This is a genomic window from Polynucleobacter sp. UB-Piko-W3 (genome assembly GCF_018881635.1).
Lineage (GTDB): Bacteria > Pseudomonadota > Gammaproteobacteria > Burkholderiales > Burkholderiaceae > Polynucleobacter.
The window spans coordinates 1,067,713-1,087,741 of the sequence record NZ_JACVPY010000002.1 but is presented as its reverse complement, the minus strand read 5'-3'; the positions used below and the strand labels follow the sequence as shown (position 1 = coordinate 1,087,741).

Sequence of the window (20,029 nt, the reverse complement as noted above, 5' to 3'; positions counted from 1 at the left end):
CTAAAACCCAAGTTTGGTCTTAGGGTTTTACTTTTTCTTTGAGGTAGGCGAGCGACTCTTCGACTTGGTCAATCAGTATGAGGCAGATATCTCCAGGCGAGACATCGTTAAGGGCGGTATCAATCGCCTTGAACTCCCCATAAATTTCTTTCACTTGCTTTGCCTTGGTTGCGCCTACAAGCCCTTCTTGTAAGAGCTTTAGTACCTCACCATCTTCACGGCCACGTTGACAGGCATCTTGATACAAGATGACATTATCAAACGAGTTTCCAAGAATGCGAGTGAGATCACGAATATCCTCGTCGCGCCGATCCCCCGCCCCGCTAATGACAACATGACTCTTGATTGGCTTCATGGCCTGAATGGCGCTTGCTAGCGCACGCATGGCATCTGGATTGTGGCCATAGTCTGCAATGACAGTCGCACCCTGATGTTGGAACTGATTAAAGCGACCTGGTACAGAGTTGGCATCACTCTCAAAGCTATGCAAGCCACGTGCAATTTTTTCAGCGTCTAATCCGAGTGCCCAGGCTGCACCAACTGCAGCCATCGTATTTTCTACTTGGAAGCCCAGTACCCCATTTTTAGTCAGTGGAATTTCACTTACGGGGAAGCGGAACATGACGCGAGAACCTTTTGAGGCAACAATATATGTGCCATCAAAATAGATTACTTTCTTATTCTTTGCACGATGTGCAGCAATAACGGGATGATGTTGGTTCTGGGCAAAGAAAATCACTCGACCTGCACACTTATCCCCCATCTTCACTACCATTGGGTCAGCAGCGTTTAAGACAGCAGCGCCAGTTGACTCTACGTTTTGCACAACGACACGTTTTAAGATGGCTAAATCCTCAACGCTTGTAATGTAATTTAGTCCAAGGTGATCACCTTCACCAATATTCGTCACTACAGCTACTTCACAGCGATCGAAACCAAGACCTTCACGTAACATGCCGCCGCGTGCAGTTTCTAAAACGGCAGCATCGACATCGGGATGCATCAATACATTGCGCGCGCTCTTCGGCCCACTGCAATCACCAGAGTCAATCAAGCGATGATTAACATAAACGCCATCAGTCGTCGTCATGCCAACGCGAAGTCCATTTTCATCTAGTAGATGGGCTATCAAACGGACAGTGGTTGTTTTGCCATTAGTACCTGTGACTGCAACTACTGGAATGCGACCATCTTCGCCAGCAGGGAATAAGGTATTGAGAATATCTTCACCAACGGGGCGGCTCTTGCCATAAGACGGTTTGAGGTGCATGCGCAAACCAGGAGCAGCATTCACTTCCACAATACCGCCGCCTTGCTGTTCCAAGGGTTTATAGATAGCTTCACATAAGATATCTACACCAGCAATATCAAGACCAAGCATCTGTGCAGCAGCGACTGCACTGGCAGCGACATCGGGATGGACATCATCAGTAACATCGGTGGCAGTTCCACCAGTACTTAAGTTTGCGTTATTGCGAAGCAGTACACGTTCACCCGTTTTAGGTGTGTACTGTGGAGTAAGCCCATTGCTGGCTAAGTGGGCAAGGGCAATGTCATCAAACCGTATTTTGGTAAGCGCTGTGGCATGTCCATCGCCGCGCAAAGGATTTTTGTTTTCTATTTCAACCAGTTCGGTGATGGTGTGCGTGCCATCACCAACTACTTGGGCGGGTTCCCGACGTGCAGCAGCAGAGAGGCGATTGCCAACTACTAGTAAGCGATAGTCAGCACCTGGAAGGTAGCGCTCAACAATGGTTTCTCTACCAAAGCCTTGAGTCACCACAAAACCAGCACGGATATCCTCTTCAGTTTGTATATTGGCGACAACACCTTTGCCTTGATTACCGTCTTTGGGCTTGAGAACAATTGGACCGCCAATTTTTTGTGCGGCACGCCAAGCGTCATCAGCAGTAGTGACCACTTCACCCACGGGTACTGACACTCCAGCAGCTGCAAGTAAGTTCTTGGTTAATTCTTTATCTTGGGCAATCGCTTCGGCAATTGCACTCGTATCGCTGGTTTCGGCTGCTTGAATACGTTTTTGTTTGCTACCCCAGCCAAACTGCACCATACTGCCTTCGGTCATACGACGGTAAGGAATATTGCGCTGAACGGCGGCATCAACAATAGAGCCAGTGCTAGGACCAAGACGTACATCCTCGTATAAGGCCTCTAACTCTGAAAGAGCGGCGGTGAGATCAAAGGGTGCATCGTTTAAGGTAGCTTGAATGAGGGCAAAGGCAAAGTCAAAGGCCATACGACCAACAACTTCTTCGATGTACTCCACAACGACTTGGTAGACCCCAGCATCGATCGTTTGAACAGTGCGGCTAAAGGTGACGGGACAGCCCGCTTGCGCTTGTAAACCTAAAGCGGCATGTTCCAAAGCATGTGCTAAAGAAAGTATTTCATTTTGACCGCCTCGGCGCATACCACCTAATTGTGGGAAGCGTTCACGAATCTTGGTTTCAAACTGGGGTATCGAGTCAATAGAGCGTTCAGATTCTTCGCAAGAAACAATCGCCTCCAAAGAGGTATGGCGGCTCCATAAATTAGGGCCGCGCAACATGCGAATGCGGGTGATTTCCACTTAAGCCCCTGTTGCAGTGGTAAGGTCTGGCACAAAGGTTTCTGCACCAGCTTCAATCACATTAAACGGAATATCTAAAGCCCAAGCTGCAGCAATCGCTGCGCCGAGGTTCATTCCCTTCCACGGAGCAGTCGAGTCTGATTCTGAGTGACTTGGCACTGGAATGGACTTCTGATCGAGCTTGTCAGACTTGAGTGTGATTTGTTGTTTACCAACGAGCACTGCACGGCCACCATTCTGTAGATGAGTTTTAATAACTTCAGAATTGGGATCCTGACTGAAAAAAATAACTTGACCATCACAGAGTTCTGCCATCTGAACACACATAGGATCATCTGCGTTGAGAACCGCAACGCCGCTCGGGAGCACAACATCAATTTGAGTGCGCACAATACTAAAGACTTGTTCTTCATCGTAGATTGCATATTCAGGAAAATTTGCCTTAGGGTCTACATTCAGAACTACGCCAACTTGGCAACGATCGTAAGCTAAACCTTCAATCAGCATCGAGAGGTGATTATTTTCAATCACGACTGCTTCTACCGCGCGGTTTAACAAAGTGCGACGTGCATTTTCCCAATTCGATGTATTGGTATTTGGAATTGCACGATTACCAAAATACAAACCTTTGCTACAGGAAAGACCAACATAGGCATTGGTAAGACGCAAGAAGTGAGCAATCATTTCTGCAACAGGGGTTTTGCCATGTTCACCACAAATGCCTACAACCGGAATACGGAAATCCGTCTCTGGAGGGAATAGGTGATTAGCAATTTCTTTACCTACGGGTTGTGGTTTTCCGCTCGCTGGCTTCAAATGCATTAATAGACCAGGGCCGGCATTCACTTCCACAATGGCGGCATTTTGCTCTGCCATGGGGCGACTGATATCTTGCGCAACTAGATCAACACCAGCAATTTCAAGCCCAACCACGCGCGCAGCCAAAGCTACTTGGTGGGCAACGTCTGGATGAACTAAATCAGTTACATCAAAAGCAACGTTGCCATTGCTCTGGATAAGCACTTTGTGATCAATCGTGGGAATACTATTGCCTTTAAGTTGTTGGCGTGCGAGCTCAAGCTCTACTGCTGAATCAATACGCACTGGATTCAGCGGACATTCTTCCGCAGTGCCACGACGGGGATCGGAATTAATCTGAATCTGAATGAGTTCGTGAACGGCGTGCTTGCCATCGCCAGTAACCCAAACAGTTTCACCTTTCGCTGCAGCAACAACTTTATTGCCCACTACCAGTAAGCGATGTTCGTCACCAACAATATGGCGCTCAACAAGAACTTCGCTACCTTCATCTATAGCTACTGCATAAGCAGCTTCAACTTCTTGTTGGGTATACAGATTAATAAATACGCCTCGACCGTGATTACCATCAATTGGCTTGACCACTACTGGTAAGCCAATATCTTGCGCAGCCTCCCAAGCATCATCCGGGCTAGTCACGGTTCTGCCCTCAGGCGTAGGAACACCTGCGCTGCGCAGCAAGCTCTTCGTTAAATCTTTATCTCTAGAAATGGTTTCAGCAATCGCACTGGTTTGATCAGTCTCTGCAGTCCAGATGCGGCGTTGTTTAGCCCCATAACCCAATTGGACTAAGTTACCTTCGGATAAGCGGATTGAAGGAATGCCACGCTCTTCAGCAGCATTCACAATACATGCTGTGCTTGGCCCAAGCAAAAGATCATCACCCAGATCACGTAGCTCTTCAATAATCGTTTGAACTTGTGCAACACAGTCTTTGTTATCTTGCGCTAAGGCTAGGAACAGATCACGTGCGCACTTCAGTGCGGTCAGAGTCACCTCTTGATTGATGGCGCTCACCATCACTTTGTAAACCCCTCGGCGATCCCCATCACGTGCCTTGCCAAAGCCACCTGGAATGCCAGCAAGGTTTTGCAGCTCGAGAGTGAGATGCTCCATGATGTGAGCAGGCCATGTACCTTCTTTAACCCGCATCAGAAAGCCGCCAGTTTCCCCAATGCTGCAACGATGCTCCACAAGGCTGGGTAAGGCCTCAACCAAACGGTCATAAAAGCCCGGGATCAAATTAGAGGGGTAGTCCTCTAGATCGCCAATATCAACCCAAACCTCAATGACGGGATGATAAGTCCACATATTGGGGCCACGGAGATGCTTAACACTCAGGATCTCGATGGATTTATCTAGTAATTGGGGCATTTTTAGGGTGTTGCGAGTGCTTAAGCCAGTTTTTGGCTAAGACGCGTTAGACAGTCTCTCTATTTCTAGTTTTTATTTAAAACTCACAAAATTCGCAAAAATGCATAAAAAGCGCTACTTTCACAATTCAACGCTTTTAGGGCTCCAAAGTTGACAACGGCGATAAATCTAAAAAATCTAGCTCCACTATACTTTTAGTGTCAATGAAGCCAGAAATTCTACCTTTTGCACCAAGCTTGCCAAGCCATTGGCAGCTGGTTTTGCAAGGCGAAAAATCCCCAGTCCGCAGTCTTGATGCCTTGCTGGCGTGGGTTGAGTTAGATTTAGATGCAGATCTGCGCTTTGAAAAAAGCCTGCTTTTGCTAAGTGAACAGGGCCTTTTTTGGACTGATGGCAAGCAATTTGAGTCTTGGTCACTAGAGCGGGGCCAGCATTTGGCTCATGGAGACCATGCGGGAGTCGGCCATCTCAGGCTGGAAACTGCTGATAGCTTGCTCCGAGCTTGGTATTTCACTCTTGCAGTCAATCCACAGATTCTGCGTCTGCAGTCGAGTTTTAAGAAACTCACTAGAGGTGAAGAGCAAAGCAAGGGCGAGGCAAGCGAGTACGACAAACAAGTTTGCCCAGTTTGCTTAAGCCCAAAATCTTCTAATTCAGATTCATGCCCTACCTGTGATCCAGAGGATGACACTCCGCCTTCTACGTGGACCTTATTTAAATTGTGGCGTTTTGCAAAACCATACAAAAAACAACTTGCATTAGGTTTTGTGCTGACCTTATTGTCAACTGGCGCAACACTGATCCCGCCTTATCTCACGATGCCGTTGATGGACCATGTCTTGATTCCGTATGAGAAAGGTAATCCAATTGATTTTCATTTGGCCAGCATGTATTTGCTCGCCTTGTTTGGCGCTGCAATTGTTGCTTGGGGTTTAGGTTGGTGGAAGACTTACTTACTTGCCTTAGTGAGCGAGCGCATTGGTGCCGATTTACGTAACACCACCTTTGAGCATTTACTCAAGCTTTCTCTAGAGTATTTTGGCGGCAAGCGTACTGGCGACTTGATTGCTCGCATCGGCGCAGAGACTGATCGTATCTGCGTTTTCTTGTCTTTATATGCCTTAGATTTTATAACCGATGTCATTATGATCACCATGACGGCAGCAATCTTGGTATCGATTGATCCTTTGCTTGCTTTGGTGACATTAGCTCCATTGCCTTTCATTGTCTGGATGATTCATGTCGTACGTGATCGCTTGCGTTTTGGCTTTGAAAAGATTGATCGCATGTGGTCTGAGGTGACCAACATCTTGGCTGATACTATCCCGGGCATTCGGGTAGTTAAAGCATTTGCTCAAGAAGATCGTGAGCTAAAACGTTTTGTTGACTCCAATAAACATAACTTACAAATCAACGATCGCGTGAACCGCGTCTGGGGATTGTTTTCTCCTACGGTCACTTTGCTGACCGAAACAGGTTTACTAGTTGTGTGGGGATTTGGTATTTGGCAGGTTGCGCATCAAAAGGTAACCGTTGGTGTATTGATTGCCTTCTTAGCCTACATCGGACGTTTTTATATTCGCCTAGACTCGATGAGCCGGATTGTTTCTCATACCCAAAAAGCAGCTGCAGGAGCTAAGCGTATTTTTGATATTTTGGATCACGTATCGAGTGTTCCTGAGCCTATCAACCCAGCACCATTAGGACGCGTTCAGGGTCGTCTCTCCCTGAAGGGGGTAGGTTTTCGTTATGGCAATCGTGCGGTATCCAAAGGGATTGATTTAGATATTGCTCCTGGTGAAATGATTGGTTTGGTAGGGCATAGTGGTTCAGGTAAGAGCACCTTAGTGAATTTGATCTGCCGTTTTTACGATGTGAGTGCTGGTTCAATCTCTTTAGATGGGCGCGATATTCGCAGTATTCGGATTGCCGACTATCGCAAGCGTATTGGCTTAGTCTTGCAAGAACCATTCTTATTCTTTGGCACGATTGCAGAGAATATCGCTTATGGAAAGTCTGATGCGACTCGAGAAGAAATTATTGAAGCTGCACGCGCTGCCCATGCCCACGAATTTATTCTCAGGCTACCTTTGGGTTATGACTCCTTGGTTGGCGAACGTGGCCAATCTCTATCTGGTGGCGAACGTCAACGTATCTCGATTGCACGCGCACTCCTAATTAATCCTAGCATCTTGATCTTGGATGAAGCGACATCATCCGTTGATACAACGACTGAAAAAGAAATACAGCGCGCATTAGATAACCTTGTGAAGGGCCGCACCACCATTGCGATTGCACATCGCCTCTCAACCTTGAGAAAGGCTGACCGCCTCGTAGTCCTTGATAAGGGCGAGATTGTCGAGATTGGCTCGCATGAGCAATTGATGGAGGCTCAAGGCGCCTACTTCACTCTGTATCAGGCACAACTTCGTCATGCTGCCGAGTTGGTTGAGGGCGGAGCGATTGGCGAGAGCCTTGAGGAGTTACCAGAAGAGCAGCAGCAAGAAAAGCAAGTAGACAAATTAGAAGTCATTGCCAAGAACATTGGGGGCGGAGCATGAATAAGACCCACCAACTAGAACGAGATGCACTTGGAAATTTGATTTTCATCGACGCAGTGGGTGAGCGCCATATTGGTGTATATCCGGTACGAGCATTTCCGATTACTGCACCTAGCGCAGGCATTGGCATTATGAATCAGTCCGGCAAAGAAGTCTGTTGGTTTCCAGATGTTGCGCTGATTCCAGAAGCAGAGCTCACCCTCATTAAAGAAGAATTGGCTGCCCGAGAATTTATACCGGTCATTGAGAGAATTACCCAGGTCTCCACATTTGCCACACCAAGCATTTGGGATATTGAAACGGATCGTGGTCCAACGCGTATCCGCCTGAAGGGCGAGGAAGATATCCGCAGAATCGCTGGCAATACCTTACTGATTGCAGATTCAAATGGCCTGCAATTCATGATTAAAGACTCTACGAAGCTTGATAAAGTCAGTAAGAAGCTCCTCGATCGTTTCCGCTAGAGTCAAAGCCGATTTGCCGCTAAGCCACTCAATTCCTCATGAAAATGGCTTAGAGCATTATTTATGGGGGCTAACTGTGTATTTGTAGCGCTTTGAGCACGCCCCCTTGCCAACAAAAATCTAGCCTAATAGCCCTTAAGCCAATAGAGGGGCCATTAAAACGACCCTAATAAAAAGCATTTAAAGGCCTTTTTTTTAGTGAGACCTATTGCTAATTAACAACACCCCTCCAGTAGCCCCCTTAATAAGGGGTTTTTATGCTATAAAACTACAAACTTTTATAAGTTTTGCTGTTTTTATAACAAAAAAGGGTAAATAAAAATGAAAAAGAAATTATTGGTTGCTTCCTTATTGGCTTTGGCTGGTACAGGCGCAATGGCACAATCAAACGCGTTTGAAGGTTTTTCTGCTGGTGTAAAGGTGAGCTCAGTAGGTACCTCCACAACCATTTCAGATAACGCTGGTTCAGTTAATCTTGGCCAGCAATCTATCGTTCCAACGGTTGAACTTGGATACGCATACGGTGTTTCTAAAGAAATCGTATTGGGCTTAACCGCGACCTATGACTTGACAGAAACCAAGGCAGGCAGTGTGAATAATGTCAACTTAAAAGGTGAAAACCATTACAGTATTAACTTCAAGCCCGGTTATGTGTTTAACAATACAACTCAGGTTTATGCAATTGTGGGCTATAACAGCATGACTGGAAAAATAAGTAACGGTGGTGCAAAAGCTACTTCTACCTATAACGGTTTTGGTGGTGGCGCTGGTATCCAGGCTTTAATAAGCAAGAATATTTATGTTCAGGCTGAAGTGCAACAGCTCACCTATGATTCAAAAACATTTAGTGGCGTTACCGTCAAGCCAAGCGCTACTGTTGGAACACTTGGTTTAGGATACAAGTTCTAAATTAAGCATTTGTTTTTACTAAAAGCCACCGTAATAGGTGGCTTTTTTTATTGCTTCAATGCAAAGCTTCTACAGTGAACGCGTCATTACCTTACCATTAAGCTCATTTTGAGCCCGCAAAGCAGAGAAGGGTCGACAGCTTAAATCCACAGCACGGCATGCTACTGCTAGGGTAAATACTTAGATGCAATTCAAGATTGGCTAGATATATAACCATATTCACTTTGTGCTTTTTTATTGATTAAATGCAGTTTTTTAGCCTAGATATAAGTACACTGAAATTGTCTTTGGCTTGATTGATAGGGGTTTACACTCGCTTGTAGACACTTGTGTTGATCGATTTTGAAATTATTGATGGTTGTCAAGTTCAAGTTGCCCATCTTGTTTAAAAATCACAGACATTCAATAAGCCAAAAATAAATTGGCAAACCACCTATAGGAGCGCATTAATGAAGATGAAGTTAAAAGGGGCATTGATTTCCACCGCATTAGCCCTCGGTGTCGCTGGCGTTTCACCTGTATTTGCTGCATGGGAACCCACTAAGCCTGTTGAGTTCATCATTCCTGCTGGTCCTGGCGGTGGTGCTGATCAAATGGCGCGCATGATTCAAGGAATCATCACTAAAAATAATTTAATGAAGCAGGCTGTTATTCCTGTGAATAAAGGTGCTGGTGCTGGAGCTGAAGGCTTCTTGGCAATGAAAGAAGCTAAAGGTGATCCAAATAAGATCGTGATCACACTCTCAAACTTGTTTACTACTCCATTGGCAACCGGTGTTCCATTTAATTGGCAAGACATCACCCCAGTAGCGATGTTGGCGCTTGACCAATTTGTTTTGTGGGATAACGCAGAAAAGCCATATAAGACAGCCAAAGAATATATTGATGCTGCTAAAGCAGCTGGCCCAGGTAAGTTCAAAATGGGCGGCACTGGCTCTAAGCAAGAAGATCAAATCATTACAGTAGCTATTGAAAAAGCAACTGGCGCTAAATTTACTTACATCCCATTTAAAGGGGGTGGCGACGTAGCTGTTCAGCTTGTTGGTAATCACATTGATTCTTCTGTAAATAACCCAATTGAAGCAGTGGCTCAATGGCGTGCTAACAAATTACGTGCATTGTGTGTATTTGATGACACCCGTATGCCTTACAAAGAAAAAATTACCGATACCCAATCTTGGTATGACGTACCCACCTGTAACGAGGCAGGTGTAAAAACTGACTACGTGATGTTGCGCGGTATTTTCATGGCTCCAGGCGTAACTCAAGAGCAGGTTGATTTCTATATTGAGTTGTTCAAAAAAGTACGTGCCACTCCAGAATGGAAGAAGTTCATGGCTGATGGTGCATTCAATCAGACATTTATGACTGGTAAAGAGTTTAGAAACTGGCTCACATTAAATGAAGCTTTGCATAAGCAGTTAATGACTGAAGCTGGATTCTTGGCTAAGTAATTTGTAATAAATCTGATAGGACCTCCACTCGGGGGTCCTATTTTTTAAGTAACGTATTAATTAACTTTATTGATAAACAAAGCAAATGTCTGAACATACAAATAATTCAAATCAAGAATCGGCAATTAGCGTCAGAGCAATGGATATCATCACTTCGATCGTGTTCCTTGCGATTGGTCTAACGGTAATGGTTGGAAGTCTCAAGTTAGGCGCGAGTTGGGGTAGTGATGGCCCAGAAGCGGGATATTTCCCGTTCTATATCAGCTTGATTATTCTGCTTTCAAGCACAGTCACTCTTTACCAAGCTGCAATCGTCAATAAGAAAAAGAAAACAGAGTCATTTGTCGATAGCGAGCCTTTAAAGCAAATTTTGGCCGTGCTTTTACCGGCGATCGTTTTTGTGTTGGGAGTGCAATTGATCGGTATTTATGTTTCTTCAGCCCTCTACATCGCTATCTTTATGGTGTGGCTAGGAAAATATCCAATTTGGAAGGCGGTTGCTGTTTCTGTTGGGGTGAGCGTAGCCCTGTACCTCATGTTCGAGTTCTGGTTCCAGGTTCCATTGCCACATGGCTCATGGTTCAATCCACTCGAGTTTGTTGGTGTGAACTAAAAAATAAAAAAGATTAGATAAAAGGAGTACGAGTTGGAAGAAATTAACGCTCTATTCAACGGCTTTGCTGTTGCAATGACCCCATTTAACCTGTTACTCATGCTTGTGGGAGTAACGCTTGGTGTGATTATTGGTGTGTTGCCAGGATTGGGTGGTGCCAACGGCATCGCCATTCTGTTGCCATTGACTTTCACTATGCCGCCAACATCAGCCATCATCATGCTCTCCTGTATTTATTGGGGCGCTTTGTTCGGTGGTGCGATTACATCTGTCCTATTTAATATTCCTGGTGAGCCCTGGTCGGTTGCGACAACCTTTGACGGTTATCCAATGGCCCGTAATGGCAAAGCAGGTGAGGCACTCACAGCCGCATTTACATCTTCTTTCGTTGGTGCGTTCTTTGCCATCGTGATGATTACCTTCTTGGCGCCGTTGGTCGCTAAGTTTGCGCTCCAGTTTGGTCCCCCGGAGTTCTTCTCGGTGTACTTGCTGACCTTCTGTAGTTTCGTGGGGATGAACAAGGGATCGCCATTCAAAACGATTTCTGCCATGATGCTGGGCTTCGCCTTAGCTACTGTTGGTATGGATACAGTTACTGGTCAATTGCGTTTGACATTTGGTAATCCAGAATTAATGCGTGGCTTTGACTTCTTGATTGCTGTGATCGGTTTGTTTGGTATTGGCGAGATCTTGCTATCGATGGAAGAGGGCCTTGCATTCAAAGGTGCGGCTGCCAAGATTCGTGCTCAGGTAGTTTGGGAAACCTGGAAGCAGTTACCAAAATACTGGGCTACTTCATTGCGTAGCTGTTTGATTGGTTGCTGGATGGGTATTACTCCAGGCGGTGCTACTCCAGCTTCTTTTATGGCTTACGGCGTAGCGAAGCGCGTATCTAAAGAGGGTGATAAGTTTGGTACCGGCAAAATGGAAGGTATTGTTGCTCCAGAAACTGCAGCTCACGCTGCTGGTACAGCGGCACTTCTCCCAATGTTGTCTCTCGGTATTCCAGGCTCACCAACAGCAGCGGTATTGCTCGGTGGCTTGTTGATCTGGGGCTTACAACCTGGCCCATTGCTTTTCGTAGAGAAGCCAGACTTTGTTTGGGGCTTGATCGCTAGTATGTACTTGGGTAACTTGGCTGGCTTGTTCGTTGTTTTAACTTGCGTTCCACTGTTCGCCTCTATCTTGAGAATTCCATTCTCAATCATTGCGCCAGTCATTATTGTGATTTGTGCGGTTGGTGCATACACTGTTCACAATGCCATGTTTGACGTTTGGTTGATGATGGGCTTCGGTGTTCTAGGCTATGTCTTCAAAAAACTCGACTACCCAATGGCGCCAATGGTATTAGCCTTGGTATTGGGTGACCGTGCAGAAGATTCTTTCCGTCAATCCATGCTGTTCTCACAGGGAAGCCTAGATATTTTCTTCTCTAACTACTTGGTAGGCGGCATTACTTCTCTAGCCTTGTTGCTTCTCTTCTGGCCATTGATTGGTAAAGTCATTGGTAAGAAAAAAGCTGCTGCGGCATAAAGCCTAGCTGGTCAAAAGCCAGTCTGATCTAACTAAAAAGGGGCGCAAGCCCCTTTTTTAATGGCAAAGCAAAATTCCGCTAAAATTTCTTCATCATGAACTTCCACAAAAGCCGCCTCGTTCACTGGATTGCTGCAATTGCAATCGCAATGAGTGCGCTTGCGCCAGCAATGTCACAAGCGGTATCGCTTGCCAAGCATGGCGAAGGTTTTACGATGGAGATTTGCTCGGCCGATGGCAACCAGATGCAAATTAGCGTTCGGATGGATGATCAAGAAGTTGCGAATCAAACACAAGCTTGTCCTGATTGCGTTGCTCAAAGTAGCATCATCCCAGCATTTAATACCAATCTCACATTTGAAGCGCCAAACTCTTTTGCGTTGCTTCCAAAACTCTTTTATCAATCACCCAAACCACTTAGCGTTTGGATAACTCCACCTTCAGCGGCACCTCCAGCGCAAGCCTAAAAAATTTTAGGGCATAGCCTAGCTATGTAATGGGCAATCATATTGCCGAAATGTTATGTGGAGAAGTGATGTTTTTAAAGCCAGTCAAATCTATAGTTTTTGCAGTATTAGCAGTCTTGTCTTTGTCAGTCATTGCTGGAGCAAATGATCCGCTATTCATCAATCTTTCAACTGATGAGTTGCACCGCTCAACGATGGCAATTAACTTTGGTAAGCACCATTCCGCCAATGGTCATCCACTCACTATTTTCTTAAATGACAAGGCTGTTATGTTGGGTGTAAAAGCTGGGGCTACAAAGTTTTCTGACCAGCAGCAGGCTTTATCTGAAGTCATTGCTAGTGGAGCTCTGGTCATCATGTGCCCCATGTGTTTGAAGCAGGCTGGTTATGCTGAGGCTGATCTCTTGCCAGGCATAAAAATTGGAGGACCCAAAATGACTGGGGACGCCTTGTTTAAGGACGGCACCAAGACAATGAGTTGGTAGGGGGTCTGATCAGACAATAGGATAGTTTTTATTTGTAAGTTAGGGTCAAATGAGAATCATGCAAACTTGGTTAATGAAAAGAAATTGTTCCTTCTCGCCTAAACAGGTGGGACTTTTCTATTTATCAATCGTTTGCTTTTCGCTCTTGATAGCAGGTTATTTCTTGTTCATTGGTGTTTGGATGATCATCATCTTTACTTCGATTGAAATTTTGGCTCTAACGATAGCTTTGTATGTTTATACAAGACATGCCTTGGATTACGAAAAAATAACAATTGTTGGTAAACAACTCTTTGTAGAAAGAAGTTGGGGCGGAAAAATTCAGATTGATGAGTTAAATACTCTTTGGACAAAGTTGCATCGTAGTGGGACTGGAAAGTCGTCTTTAACTCTCAAGAGTTCAACTAAAGAAGTGCCCATTGGTTTTTTTGTAGTGATGAATGAGCAAGAGCAATTTGAAAAAGATCTCGAGAAATATCTCGGGGTGTAAGGTTAACTAAAAGGGGTATATATGAAACGTAATACATTGGCGTTATTAGTAGTGGCTTTGGCCTTTAATTTTTCAGTACAAGCGCAAGAGGCAAAAGTAGGCTCAATCAAGGTTGAGCATGCTTATACCCGTGCCACTGTTCCTGGACAACAGGTTGCTGGTGGTTTTATGAAGATTGAGAACAAGGGCACCAGTGGGGATCAATTGCTATCCGCAAGCTCGCCTGCTGCAGGTGAAGTTCAATTGCATGAGATGGCAATGGAAGGCAATGTCATGAAGATGCGTCAGGTAAAAGACATTACTGTGCCAGCTGGAGGTTCTGTTGAATTAAAGCCAGGCGGCTTACATCTGATGTTTATGAATATCAAGGCTCCATTGAGCGCTGGTGAAGCAGTGCCAGTAAAGTTGAAGTTTGCCAAGGCTGGCGAAGTTGAGGTGAAGATGCCAGTTAACGCCATGGGTCAAGCTGGTGGAGCAGCGAAGCACTAAGTTAGCACTTAGTAAGTACTAAGCATTTAGCTTCTTGATCTTCTGCAATAAAAAAGCCCCTGATTTTGTTCAGGGGCTTTTGTTTTTTGACTCTACTGATTACGTTAAATCTAAATCCAAATCAGTTACCGCACCTTTACTTGCACTACTTGCAGTGCTCGCGTACTTAGCAAGAAGGCCGCGGGTATAGCGTGGCTTAGGTTGTTTCCAGGCAGCTCTACGCTTAGCAATTTCTTCGTCGCTAACGTTGAGCTGGATGAGGAGCTTATGCGCATCGATAGTCACTGAGTCACCTTCATTGATTAGGGCAATCGTGCCACCAACATAGGCTTCAGGAGCAACGTGACCAACCACCATGCCCCAAGTGCCACCAGAGAAGCGACCATCAGTGATGAGACCTACAGTCTCACCTAAACCTTGACCAACGAGGGCTGAGGTAGGAGAGAGCATCTCACGCATACCGGGGCCACCTTTAGGACCTTCGTAACGAATGATGACAACATCACCATCTTTGATCTTTTGAGCCATGATGGCTGCCATAGCATCATCTTCAGAATCAAATACACGGGCTGGGCCAGTGATCGATGGATTCTTAAGACCAGTAATCTTGGCAACACAACCCTCTGGAGAGATATTACCTTTCAGAATCGCTAAGTGACCTTGCTTATACAAAGGATTATCTAAAGTGCGAATCACTTTTTGATCTGCGCGCGGCACAGAAGGAATATCTTTCAGTACTTCTGCAATCGTTTTGCCAGTAATCGTCATGCAATCACCATGGAGTAATCCGCCATCCAAAAGGATTTTCATGACTTGTGGAATGCCGCCAGCTTGATGTAAGTCAGTGGCCAAATAAGTGCCAGAAGGTTTCATATCCACAATGACTGGAACACGCTTGCGAATGCGTTCAAAGTCATCAATCGTCCAGTCAATTTCAGCGGCACTAGTGATAGCCAAGAAATGCAATACCGCATTGGTGGAGCCCCCTACTGCCATGATGACGCTGACTGCATTCTCAATGGATTTTTTAGTGATGATGTCGCGTGGGCGTAAGTTATTTTTGATCGCCTCCACCAACACACGAGCAGACTCAGCGGCACTGACCACTTTCTCCTCATCTACGTTAGCCATGGTTGAGGAGTAGGGCAGACTCATGCCTAGGGCCTCAAATGAGGAGCTCATGGTGTTCGCTGTATACATGCCGCCACAGGAACCACTACCTGGACAAGCATTCTCCTCGACACCCTTTAAATCTTCTGCGCTTAATCTGCCGGAAGTAAATTCACCGACCGCTTCGAAGGCGGAAACAATATTGAGTTCTTTACCTTTGTAATGACCTGGCTTAATCGTGCCACCATAAACATAGATTGCGGGAACATTGGTGCGAGCAATCGCCATCATTCCGCCTGGCATATTTTTATCGCAACCACCAATCACAACCACGCCATCTTGCCAAAGACCGTTGACGCAAACTTCAATACTGTCAGCAATCACTTCACGTGAGACGAGGGAGTATTTCATACCCTCAGTACCCATGCCGATGCCATCAGAAACAGTAGGGGTGCCAAATACCTGAGCCTTTGCACCTGCTTCTTCCAGGGCATTAATTGCCGCATCTGCTAATTTTTGTAATCCACTATTGCAAGGAGTGATGGTTGAATGGCCATTGGCAACACCAACCATGGGCTTTGAGAAATCATTTTCCTTGTAGCCCATGGCGTAATACATCGATCGGTTGGGTGCGCGGGCGACTCCCTCGGTGACCATACGTGAGCGTTCATTAAGGCGTTTCATGCTGTATTACTCCAGAAAAGGTTGGTGTCGAAAGGTTCTATTGTGCCGTGGGAACTGCTTTAGGGTTAATTGCTCTATTGAAGACTGGGAAGGGATCAATATATTGCAACGCAATAAGAAATAGTGAATAAATTCATAGAGGTAGATTGTAATTATTAGCCATGAAGCTAATAGCTTGATCTAGCTTACTACTGTAAATTAGGTAAATCATTACTTTTCCCTTTGAATTCAATGACTAAAGTCGGCCATATCTTCTTAATTGACGATGACGAATCAATGCGTATCTCGCTTGCGAGAATGCTTCGTGAGTTGGGGTATTTAGTGGAGGATTACGCCTCAGCCACTATTTTTCTAGAAAAGTCTGTCCCAGTATCGCCGGCAGTCATTCTCTTGGATATGCAGATGCCAGATATGACAGGCTTAGATCTGCAAGAAAAATTGCTTAAATTGGGTCGTAAGACCCCCATTATCTTTGTCAGCGGCCAAAGCCACCCTCATCAAATTGTTTCAGGTCTGAAGAAAGGGGCGGTCGATTTCTTATTTAAGCCCTTCAATTTGGATGAATTGCTCAAGGCCGTAGCTGATGCGGTTGATTTTGACAGTCGCCAGTTAAAGCGGATCTCTCAAGACGTAGAAACTAGAAGGGATTACGTTAGCCTAACGCCAAGAGAGCGTGAAGTCTGCGGTTGGTTGGTTAAGGGACTCCTTAATAAAGATATTGCTGTCAAATTAGGAACTACTGATGCCACCATTAAGGTTCATAAAGCTAGGGTGATGGATAAGATGCATGCAGATTCACTCCAAAGCTTAGTGAAAAAGTTTCTAGAGTCCGATTTGGGGAGTCACCCTTTAAGTAATTAGCTTTGTGGCTAATTACTGCTGCACCATTTTGGGGTTAGTATCAGTTTTATTACTTTTATCAATACAGATAATAGATTATGAATAAGTCATCAATACTAGGAGAGATTCGCAAAGAGGCTTTTACTAAGGCTAGGGAAAGTCTTGGCTTAAGCACGAAGGATTTATCTGGTATGGCTTGCCTCTCAGTGCGCCAAATAGAGCAAATTGAAAATGGGGGGATGACCTCCTTCTATGGTCCTCAAATCAAATTTGTCGCTGCAAAAAAAGTTGCGGCCCTACTCAAATTAAAAGAAGAGGATGCTTTTGATTTTGGTCAGAAAGCCTCACCAGAAAAAATACTAGAGACTATCGTTGAAGAAGTAGAAAAAGTAGAGATCGTAGAAAAAACACCGGCGCCAAAAGAAGAATCTAAACCACAGCAAGCGGAGGAGGCACCCAAAGCTGTCATCAGAAATCCCGAGCCGGAAATGCCCTATGACGCTAGTAAAGCAGTGGCACAAAGTAATCCCCAAAAGAGACTCATTGTTTTATTGGGCGTGGCTGCAGCACTTGCGTTTGCAATAGTGAATCTGCGCCCTCTGTTTTTCCCTGAGCCGCCTAAAGAAGAGATTGTGCTGGTGGAGGCGGCCGCTCCAGTCAGTGCCATTGTAGAAGAGGCTAAGCCGGCCGTACCAGCATCAACAGCAGTCCCTAGCCCAGTAGTGGCGGCTGCTGTGCCTGCTGCGATTATTTCTTCAGAGTGTCCAGCAATGGATGCATCAGCGGTGACTTATAAGCCTGATGCTCCGAAAAAGTCTGGCGATATGGTTTATATGCAATCAAAGACGGCGCAAACCGTTTGCGTGATTGATGCCTCAGGCAAGAATCAAAATAAAACTTTGGAAGCTGGGGCAGGGGCAAGTATTTATGGCAAGCCCCCTTTTAAAGTGCTCACATTGGGATTAAATCAAGTGGACTTATATTTCCAGGGCACTAAGGTGCGTGCAAGCGGTGCTAGCAAGACAATTATTTTGGAGGCTGCTGAAGTAGGCCAGCCCGCAGTTTCGTCAGATTCTCAGTTGCGCTGAGAATCTGTTCTAGTTTGGGCAGTAATCAAACTGCAGCTTCGTCTGTTTCACCAGTACGAATACGAATCACTTGTTCAACAGCAGTAACAAAAATCTTTCCGTCACCAATTTTTCCAGTGTGTGCAGCTTTCGTAATGGCTTCGAGAGCGGCCTCAACGCGATCGCCTGGAACAACGGCTTCGACTTTGACCTTAGGTAAGAAGTCAACTACGTATTCAGCCCCACGATAGAGTTCTGTATGCCCTTTTTGGCGACCAAAGCCTTTAACTTCGGTTACGGTCAGGCCAGTAACACCTACTTCTGCTAAAGCCTCACGAACCTCGTCAAGTTTGAACGGTTTAATGATTGATGTAATTAATTTCATTTATTCCCCCTAATGCAGTAATCATACCTAGAACTCAAATATAACGCTAAAAACGATCAGCTCAATCGATTTTTAGGCTCTAAATTGTGAGGTAATGGGGTAGCGCCAGTCGCGACCAAAAGCACGGGTAGTTACACGAACTCCAGGAGGGGCTTGGCGACGCTTGTATTCATTTAATTTGATCAGGCGGGTAACCTTCTCTACGCTCTCAGAATCAAAGCCAGCGGCAATGATTTGGTCAATGGATTGGTTCTGTTCCATATAGCGCTCTACGATGGCGTCTAAGACTTCATAAGAAGGCAGACTGTCCTGATCGGTTTGGTCAGGGCGTAATTCGGCTGAAGGGGCACGCGTCAAAATACGCTTCGGTATGACGGGTTTAATGCTATTGCGGTAATCGCAGAGTCGATACACCAAAGTCTTAGCAATATCTTTAATCACCGCAAAGCCACCAGCCATGTCGCCATACAAAGTGCAATAGCCAACAGCCATCTCACTCTTATTGCCGGTTGTTAAAACTAGGCGCCCAGTTTTATTAGAAAGAGCCATGAGCAAGGTGCCACGGACGCGGGCCTGAAGATTCTCTTCAGTAGCGTCTATCTTCAAGCCTTTGAACTGGTCTGCTAAGGAGGCTTCGAGAGCATCTACCGGGCCGCTAATGGGAATCTCGTCATATTGCACGCCTAGATTCTTGGCTAGTTCACTGGCATCAATCCAGGAGATGTCTGCTGTATAGCGCGAGGCCATCATCACTCCGCGGACTTTGTCAGCGCCTAAAGCATCAACCGCAATGGCCAACACTAAAGCAGAATCTACACCACCCGATAGACCAATGATGACCCCTGGAAAATGATTTTTAGTAACGTAGTCGCGTACCCCAAGAACCAGCGCTTGATAGGCTTGAGCCTCAACGCTTTGGGGCGGTTTAATGAGACCCTTCTCTAATTGACCGGAGGGGCTGATGTCAACGATACCTAAGCCAGTTTCAAACTGAGGCATCGCCATGACAACATCCCCCTGACTATTTAATGCAAACGATCCGCCATCAAAGACGAGTTCATCTTGACCGCCAACGGAATTGACATAGATCAAAGGCATCTTGGTTAGTGCAATGTGCTCGCGCAGCACATCAATGCGCAAGGCCTCTTTTTTCAGGTGATAGGGCGATGCATTAGGAACTAGCAAAACTTGAGCCCCTGCAGCATGCGCTTGTTTGGCGGGACCAGCATGCCATGCATCTTCACACAGAATCACGCCATACCGAATACCTTCGCATTCAAATACGCAGGCGTCTTTGCCAGGAATAAAGTAACGCACTTCATCGAATACTTCATGGTTCGGCAATACTTGTTTGGCATAGCCTGCGATTACTTTGCCATTTTGTAAAACAGAGGCATAGTTTTGTAGGCCGGCTAAGGTATTTCTGGGGTGCCCTACCACTACAGTGAGACCTAAGTATTGGGCAAGTTCTTTCATTAAGAGATCAAGCTCTTGCTTTGCCGCTTCTATGAAAGCGGGGCGGAGTAATAGATCTTCTGGGGGGTAGCCAGTGAGCGCAAGCTCTGGAGTGACTACGAGTTTGGCACCTTGCTTAAAGGCATCTTGAGCAGCCTTGTGAATCAGTTGCGCGTTGCCAGCCAAATCCCCCAACATTGGGTTCATTTGAACTAGGGCAATTTTTTGCGTACTCACTCC

17 protein-coding genes are annotated in these 20,029 nt (G+C 45.7%); 12 read left to right on the top strand and 5 right to left on the bottom strand.

The window, feature by feature from the left end:
- Positions 1-19: 19 nt before the first annotated feature.
- Both cphA (ICN31_RS05890) and cphA (ICN31_RS05885) read right to left on the bottom strand, forming a co-directional pair.
- Positions 20-2,590 (bottom strand): cyanophycin synthetase, encoded by a 2,571-nt coding sequence (cphA, locus tag ICN31_RS05890; protein WP_216259511.1) that lies wholly within the window; start codon positions 2,588-2,590, stop codon positions 20-22.
- Positions 2,591-4,783 carry a cyanophycin synthetase gene (gene cphA / locus ICN31_RS05885; protein WP_216259509.1) on the bottom strand — a complete coding sequence of 731 codons (2,193 nt, stop codon included), beginning with the start codon at positions 4,781-4,783 and terminating at the stop codon, positions 2,591-2,593.
- 203 nt (positions 4,784-4,986) lie between these two features.
- Here cphA (ICN31_RS05885) and ICN31_RS05880 point away from each other — a divergent pair, with 203 nt between their 5' ends.
- The 10 genes from ICN31_RS05880 to ICN31_RS05835 all read left to right on the top strand — a co-directional run bounded on the left by ICN31_RS05880 (position 4,987) and on the right by ICN31_RS05835 (position 14,248).
- Complete coding sequence (locus ICN31_RS05880) at positions 4,987-7,344, top strand: ABC transporter ATP-binding protein (RefSeq protein WP_216259491.1); 2,358 nt, start codon at positions 4,987-4,989, stop codon at positions 7,342-7,344.
- Positions 7,341-7,808 carry a DUF1854 domain-containing protein gene (locus ICN31_RS05875; protein ID WP_216259489.1) on the top strand — a complete coding sequence of 156 codons (468 nt, stop codon included), beginning with the start codon at positions 7,341-7,343 and terminating at the stop codon, positions 7,806-7,808. The genes ICN31_RS05880 and ICN31_RS05875 overlap by 4 nt, the downstream gene beginning before the upstream one ends.
- 321 nt (positions 7,809-8,129) lie before the next feature.
- Entirely contained in the window at positions 8,130-8,717 is a 588-nt protein-coding gene (locus ICN31_RS05870) for an outer membrane protein (RefSeq protein ID WP_216259487.1), read from the top strand.
- A 455-nt stretch (positions 8,718-9,172) separates the two neighbouring features.
- Positions 9,173-10,171 carry a tripartite tricarboxylate transporter substrate binding protein gene (locus ICN31_RS05865; RefSeq protein ID WP_216260799.1) on the top strand — a complete coding sequence of 333 codons (999 nt, stop codon included), beginning with the start codon at positions 9,173-9,175 and terminating at the stop codon, positions 10,169-10,171.
- Between the two features lie 85 nt (positions 10,172-10,256).
- The gene (locus tag ICN31_RS05860; protein WP_088524748.1) at positions 10,257-10,784 is read left to right on the top strand and encodes a tripartite tricarboxylate transporter TctB family protein; all 528 of its coding nucleotides are present in this window, start codon (positions 10,257-10,259) and stop codon (positions 10,782-10,784) included.
- 33 nt (positions 10,785-10,817) lie between these two features.
- Positions 10,818-12,317 (top strand): tripartite tricarboxylate transporter permease, encoded by a 1,500-nt coding sequence (locus ICN31_RS05855; protein WP_088524747.1) that lies wholly within the window; start codon positions 10,818-10,820, stop codon positions 12,315-12,317.
- Between the two features lie 95 nt (positions 12,318-12,412).
- Complete coding sequence (locus ICN31_RS05850) at positions 12,413-12,784, top strand: DUF2946 family protein (RefSeq protein WP_216259485.1); 372 nt, start codon at positions 12,413-12,415, stop codon at positions 12,782-12,784.
- A gap of 29 nt (positions 12,785-12,813) precedes the next feature.
- The gene (locus ICN31_RS05845) at positions 12,814-13,269 is read left to right on the top strand and encodes a DsrE family protein (protein ID WP_216259482.1); all 456 of its coding nucleotides are present in this window, start codon (positions 12,814-12,816) and stop codon (positions 13,267-13,269) included.
- 58 nt (positions 13,270-13,327) lie between these two features.
- A complete protein-coding gene (locus ICN31_RS05840) occupies positions 13,328-13,759 on the top strand; it encodes a DUF2244 domain-containing protein (RefSeq protein ID WP_216259480.1) in 432 nt (143 codons plus the stop codon).
- A gap of 21 nt (positions 13,760-13,780) precedes the next feature.
- Positions 13,781-14,248, top strand: coding sequence for a copper chaperone PCu(A)C (locus tag ICN31_RS05835; protein WP_216259477.1), 468 nt, complete (start codon positions 13,781-13,783; stop codon positions 14,246-14,248).
- A 99-nt stretch (positions 14,249-14,347) separates the two neighbouring features.
- Here the strand turns inward: ICN31_RS05835 and ilvD are convergent, their stop codons facing one another.
- On the bottom strand, positions 14,348-16,042 hold the full coding sequence (ilvD, locus tag ICN31_RS05830; protein WP_216259475.1) for a dihydroxy-acid dehydratase: 1,695 nt from the start codon (positions 16,040-16,042) through the stop codon (positions 14,348-14,350).
- A gap of 231 nt (positions 16,043-16,273) precedes the next feature.
- Here ilvD and ICN31_RS05825 point away from each other — a divergent pair, with 231 nt between their 5' ends.
- Positions 16,274-16,903 carry a response regulator transcription factor gene (locus ICN31_RS05825; protein ID WP_216259473.1) on the top strand — a complete coding sequence of 210 codons (630 nt, stop codon included), beginning with the start codon at positions 16,274-16,276 and terminating at the stop codon, positions 16,901-16,903.
- Positions 16,904-16,980: 77 nt separating this feature from the next.
- A complete protein-coding gene (locus ICN31_RS05820; RefSeq protein WP_216259471.1) occupies positions 16,981-17,970 on the top strand; it encodes a RodZ family helix-turn-helix domain-containing protein in 990 nt (329 codons plus the stop codon).
- A gap of 25 nt (positions 17,971-17,995) precedes the next feature.
- On the opposite strand, the gene ICN31_RS05815 is transcribed toward ICN31_RS05820, so the two are convergent.
- Positions 17,996-18,334, bottom strand: a complete 339-nt coding sequence (locus ICN31_RS05815; RefSeq protein WP_088524737.1) for a P-II family nitrogen regulator — start codon at positions 18,332-18,334, stop codon at positions 17,996-17,998.
- A 72-nt stretch (positions 18,335-18,406) separates the two neighbouring features.
- Complete coding sequence (locus ICN31_RS05810; RefSeq protein ID WP_216259470.1) at positions 18,407-20,026, bottom strand: NAD+ synthase; 1,620 nt, start codon at positions 20,024-20,026, stop codon at positions 18,407-18,409.
- Between the last annotated feature and the right edge of the window lie 3 nt (positions 20,027-20,029).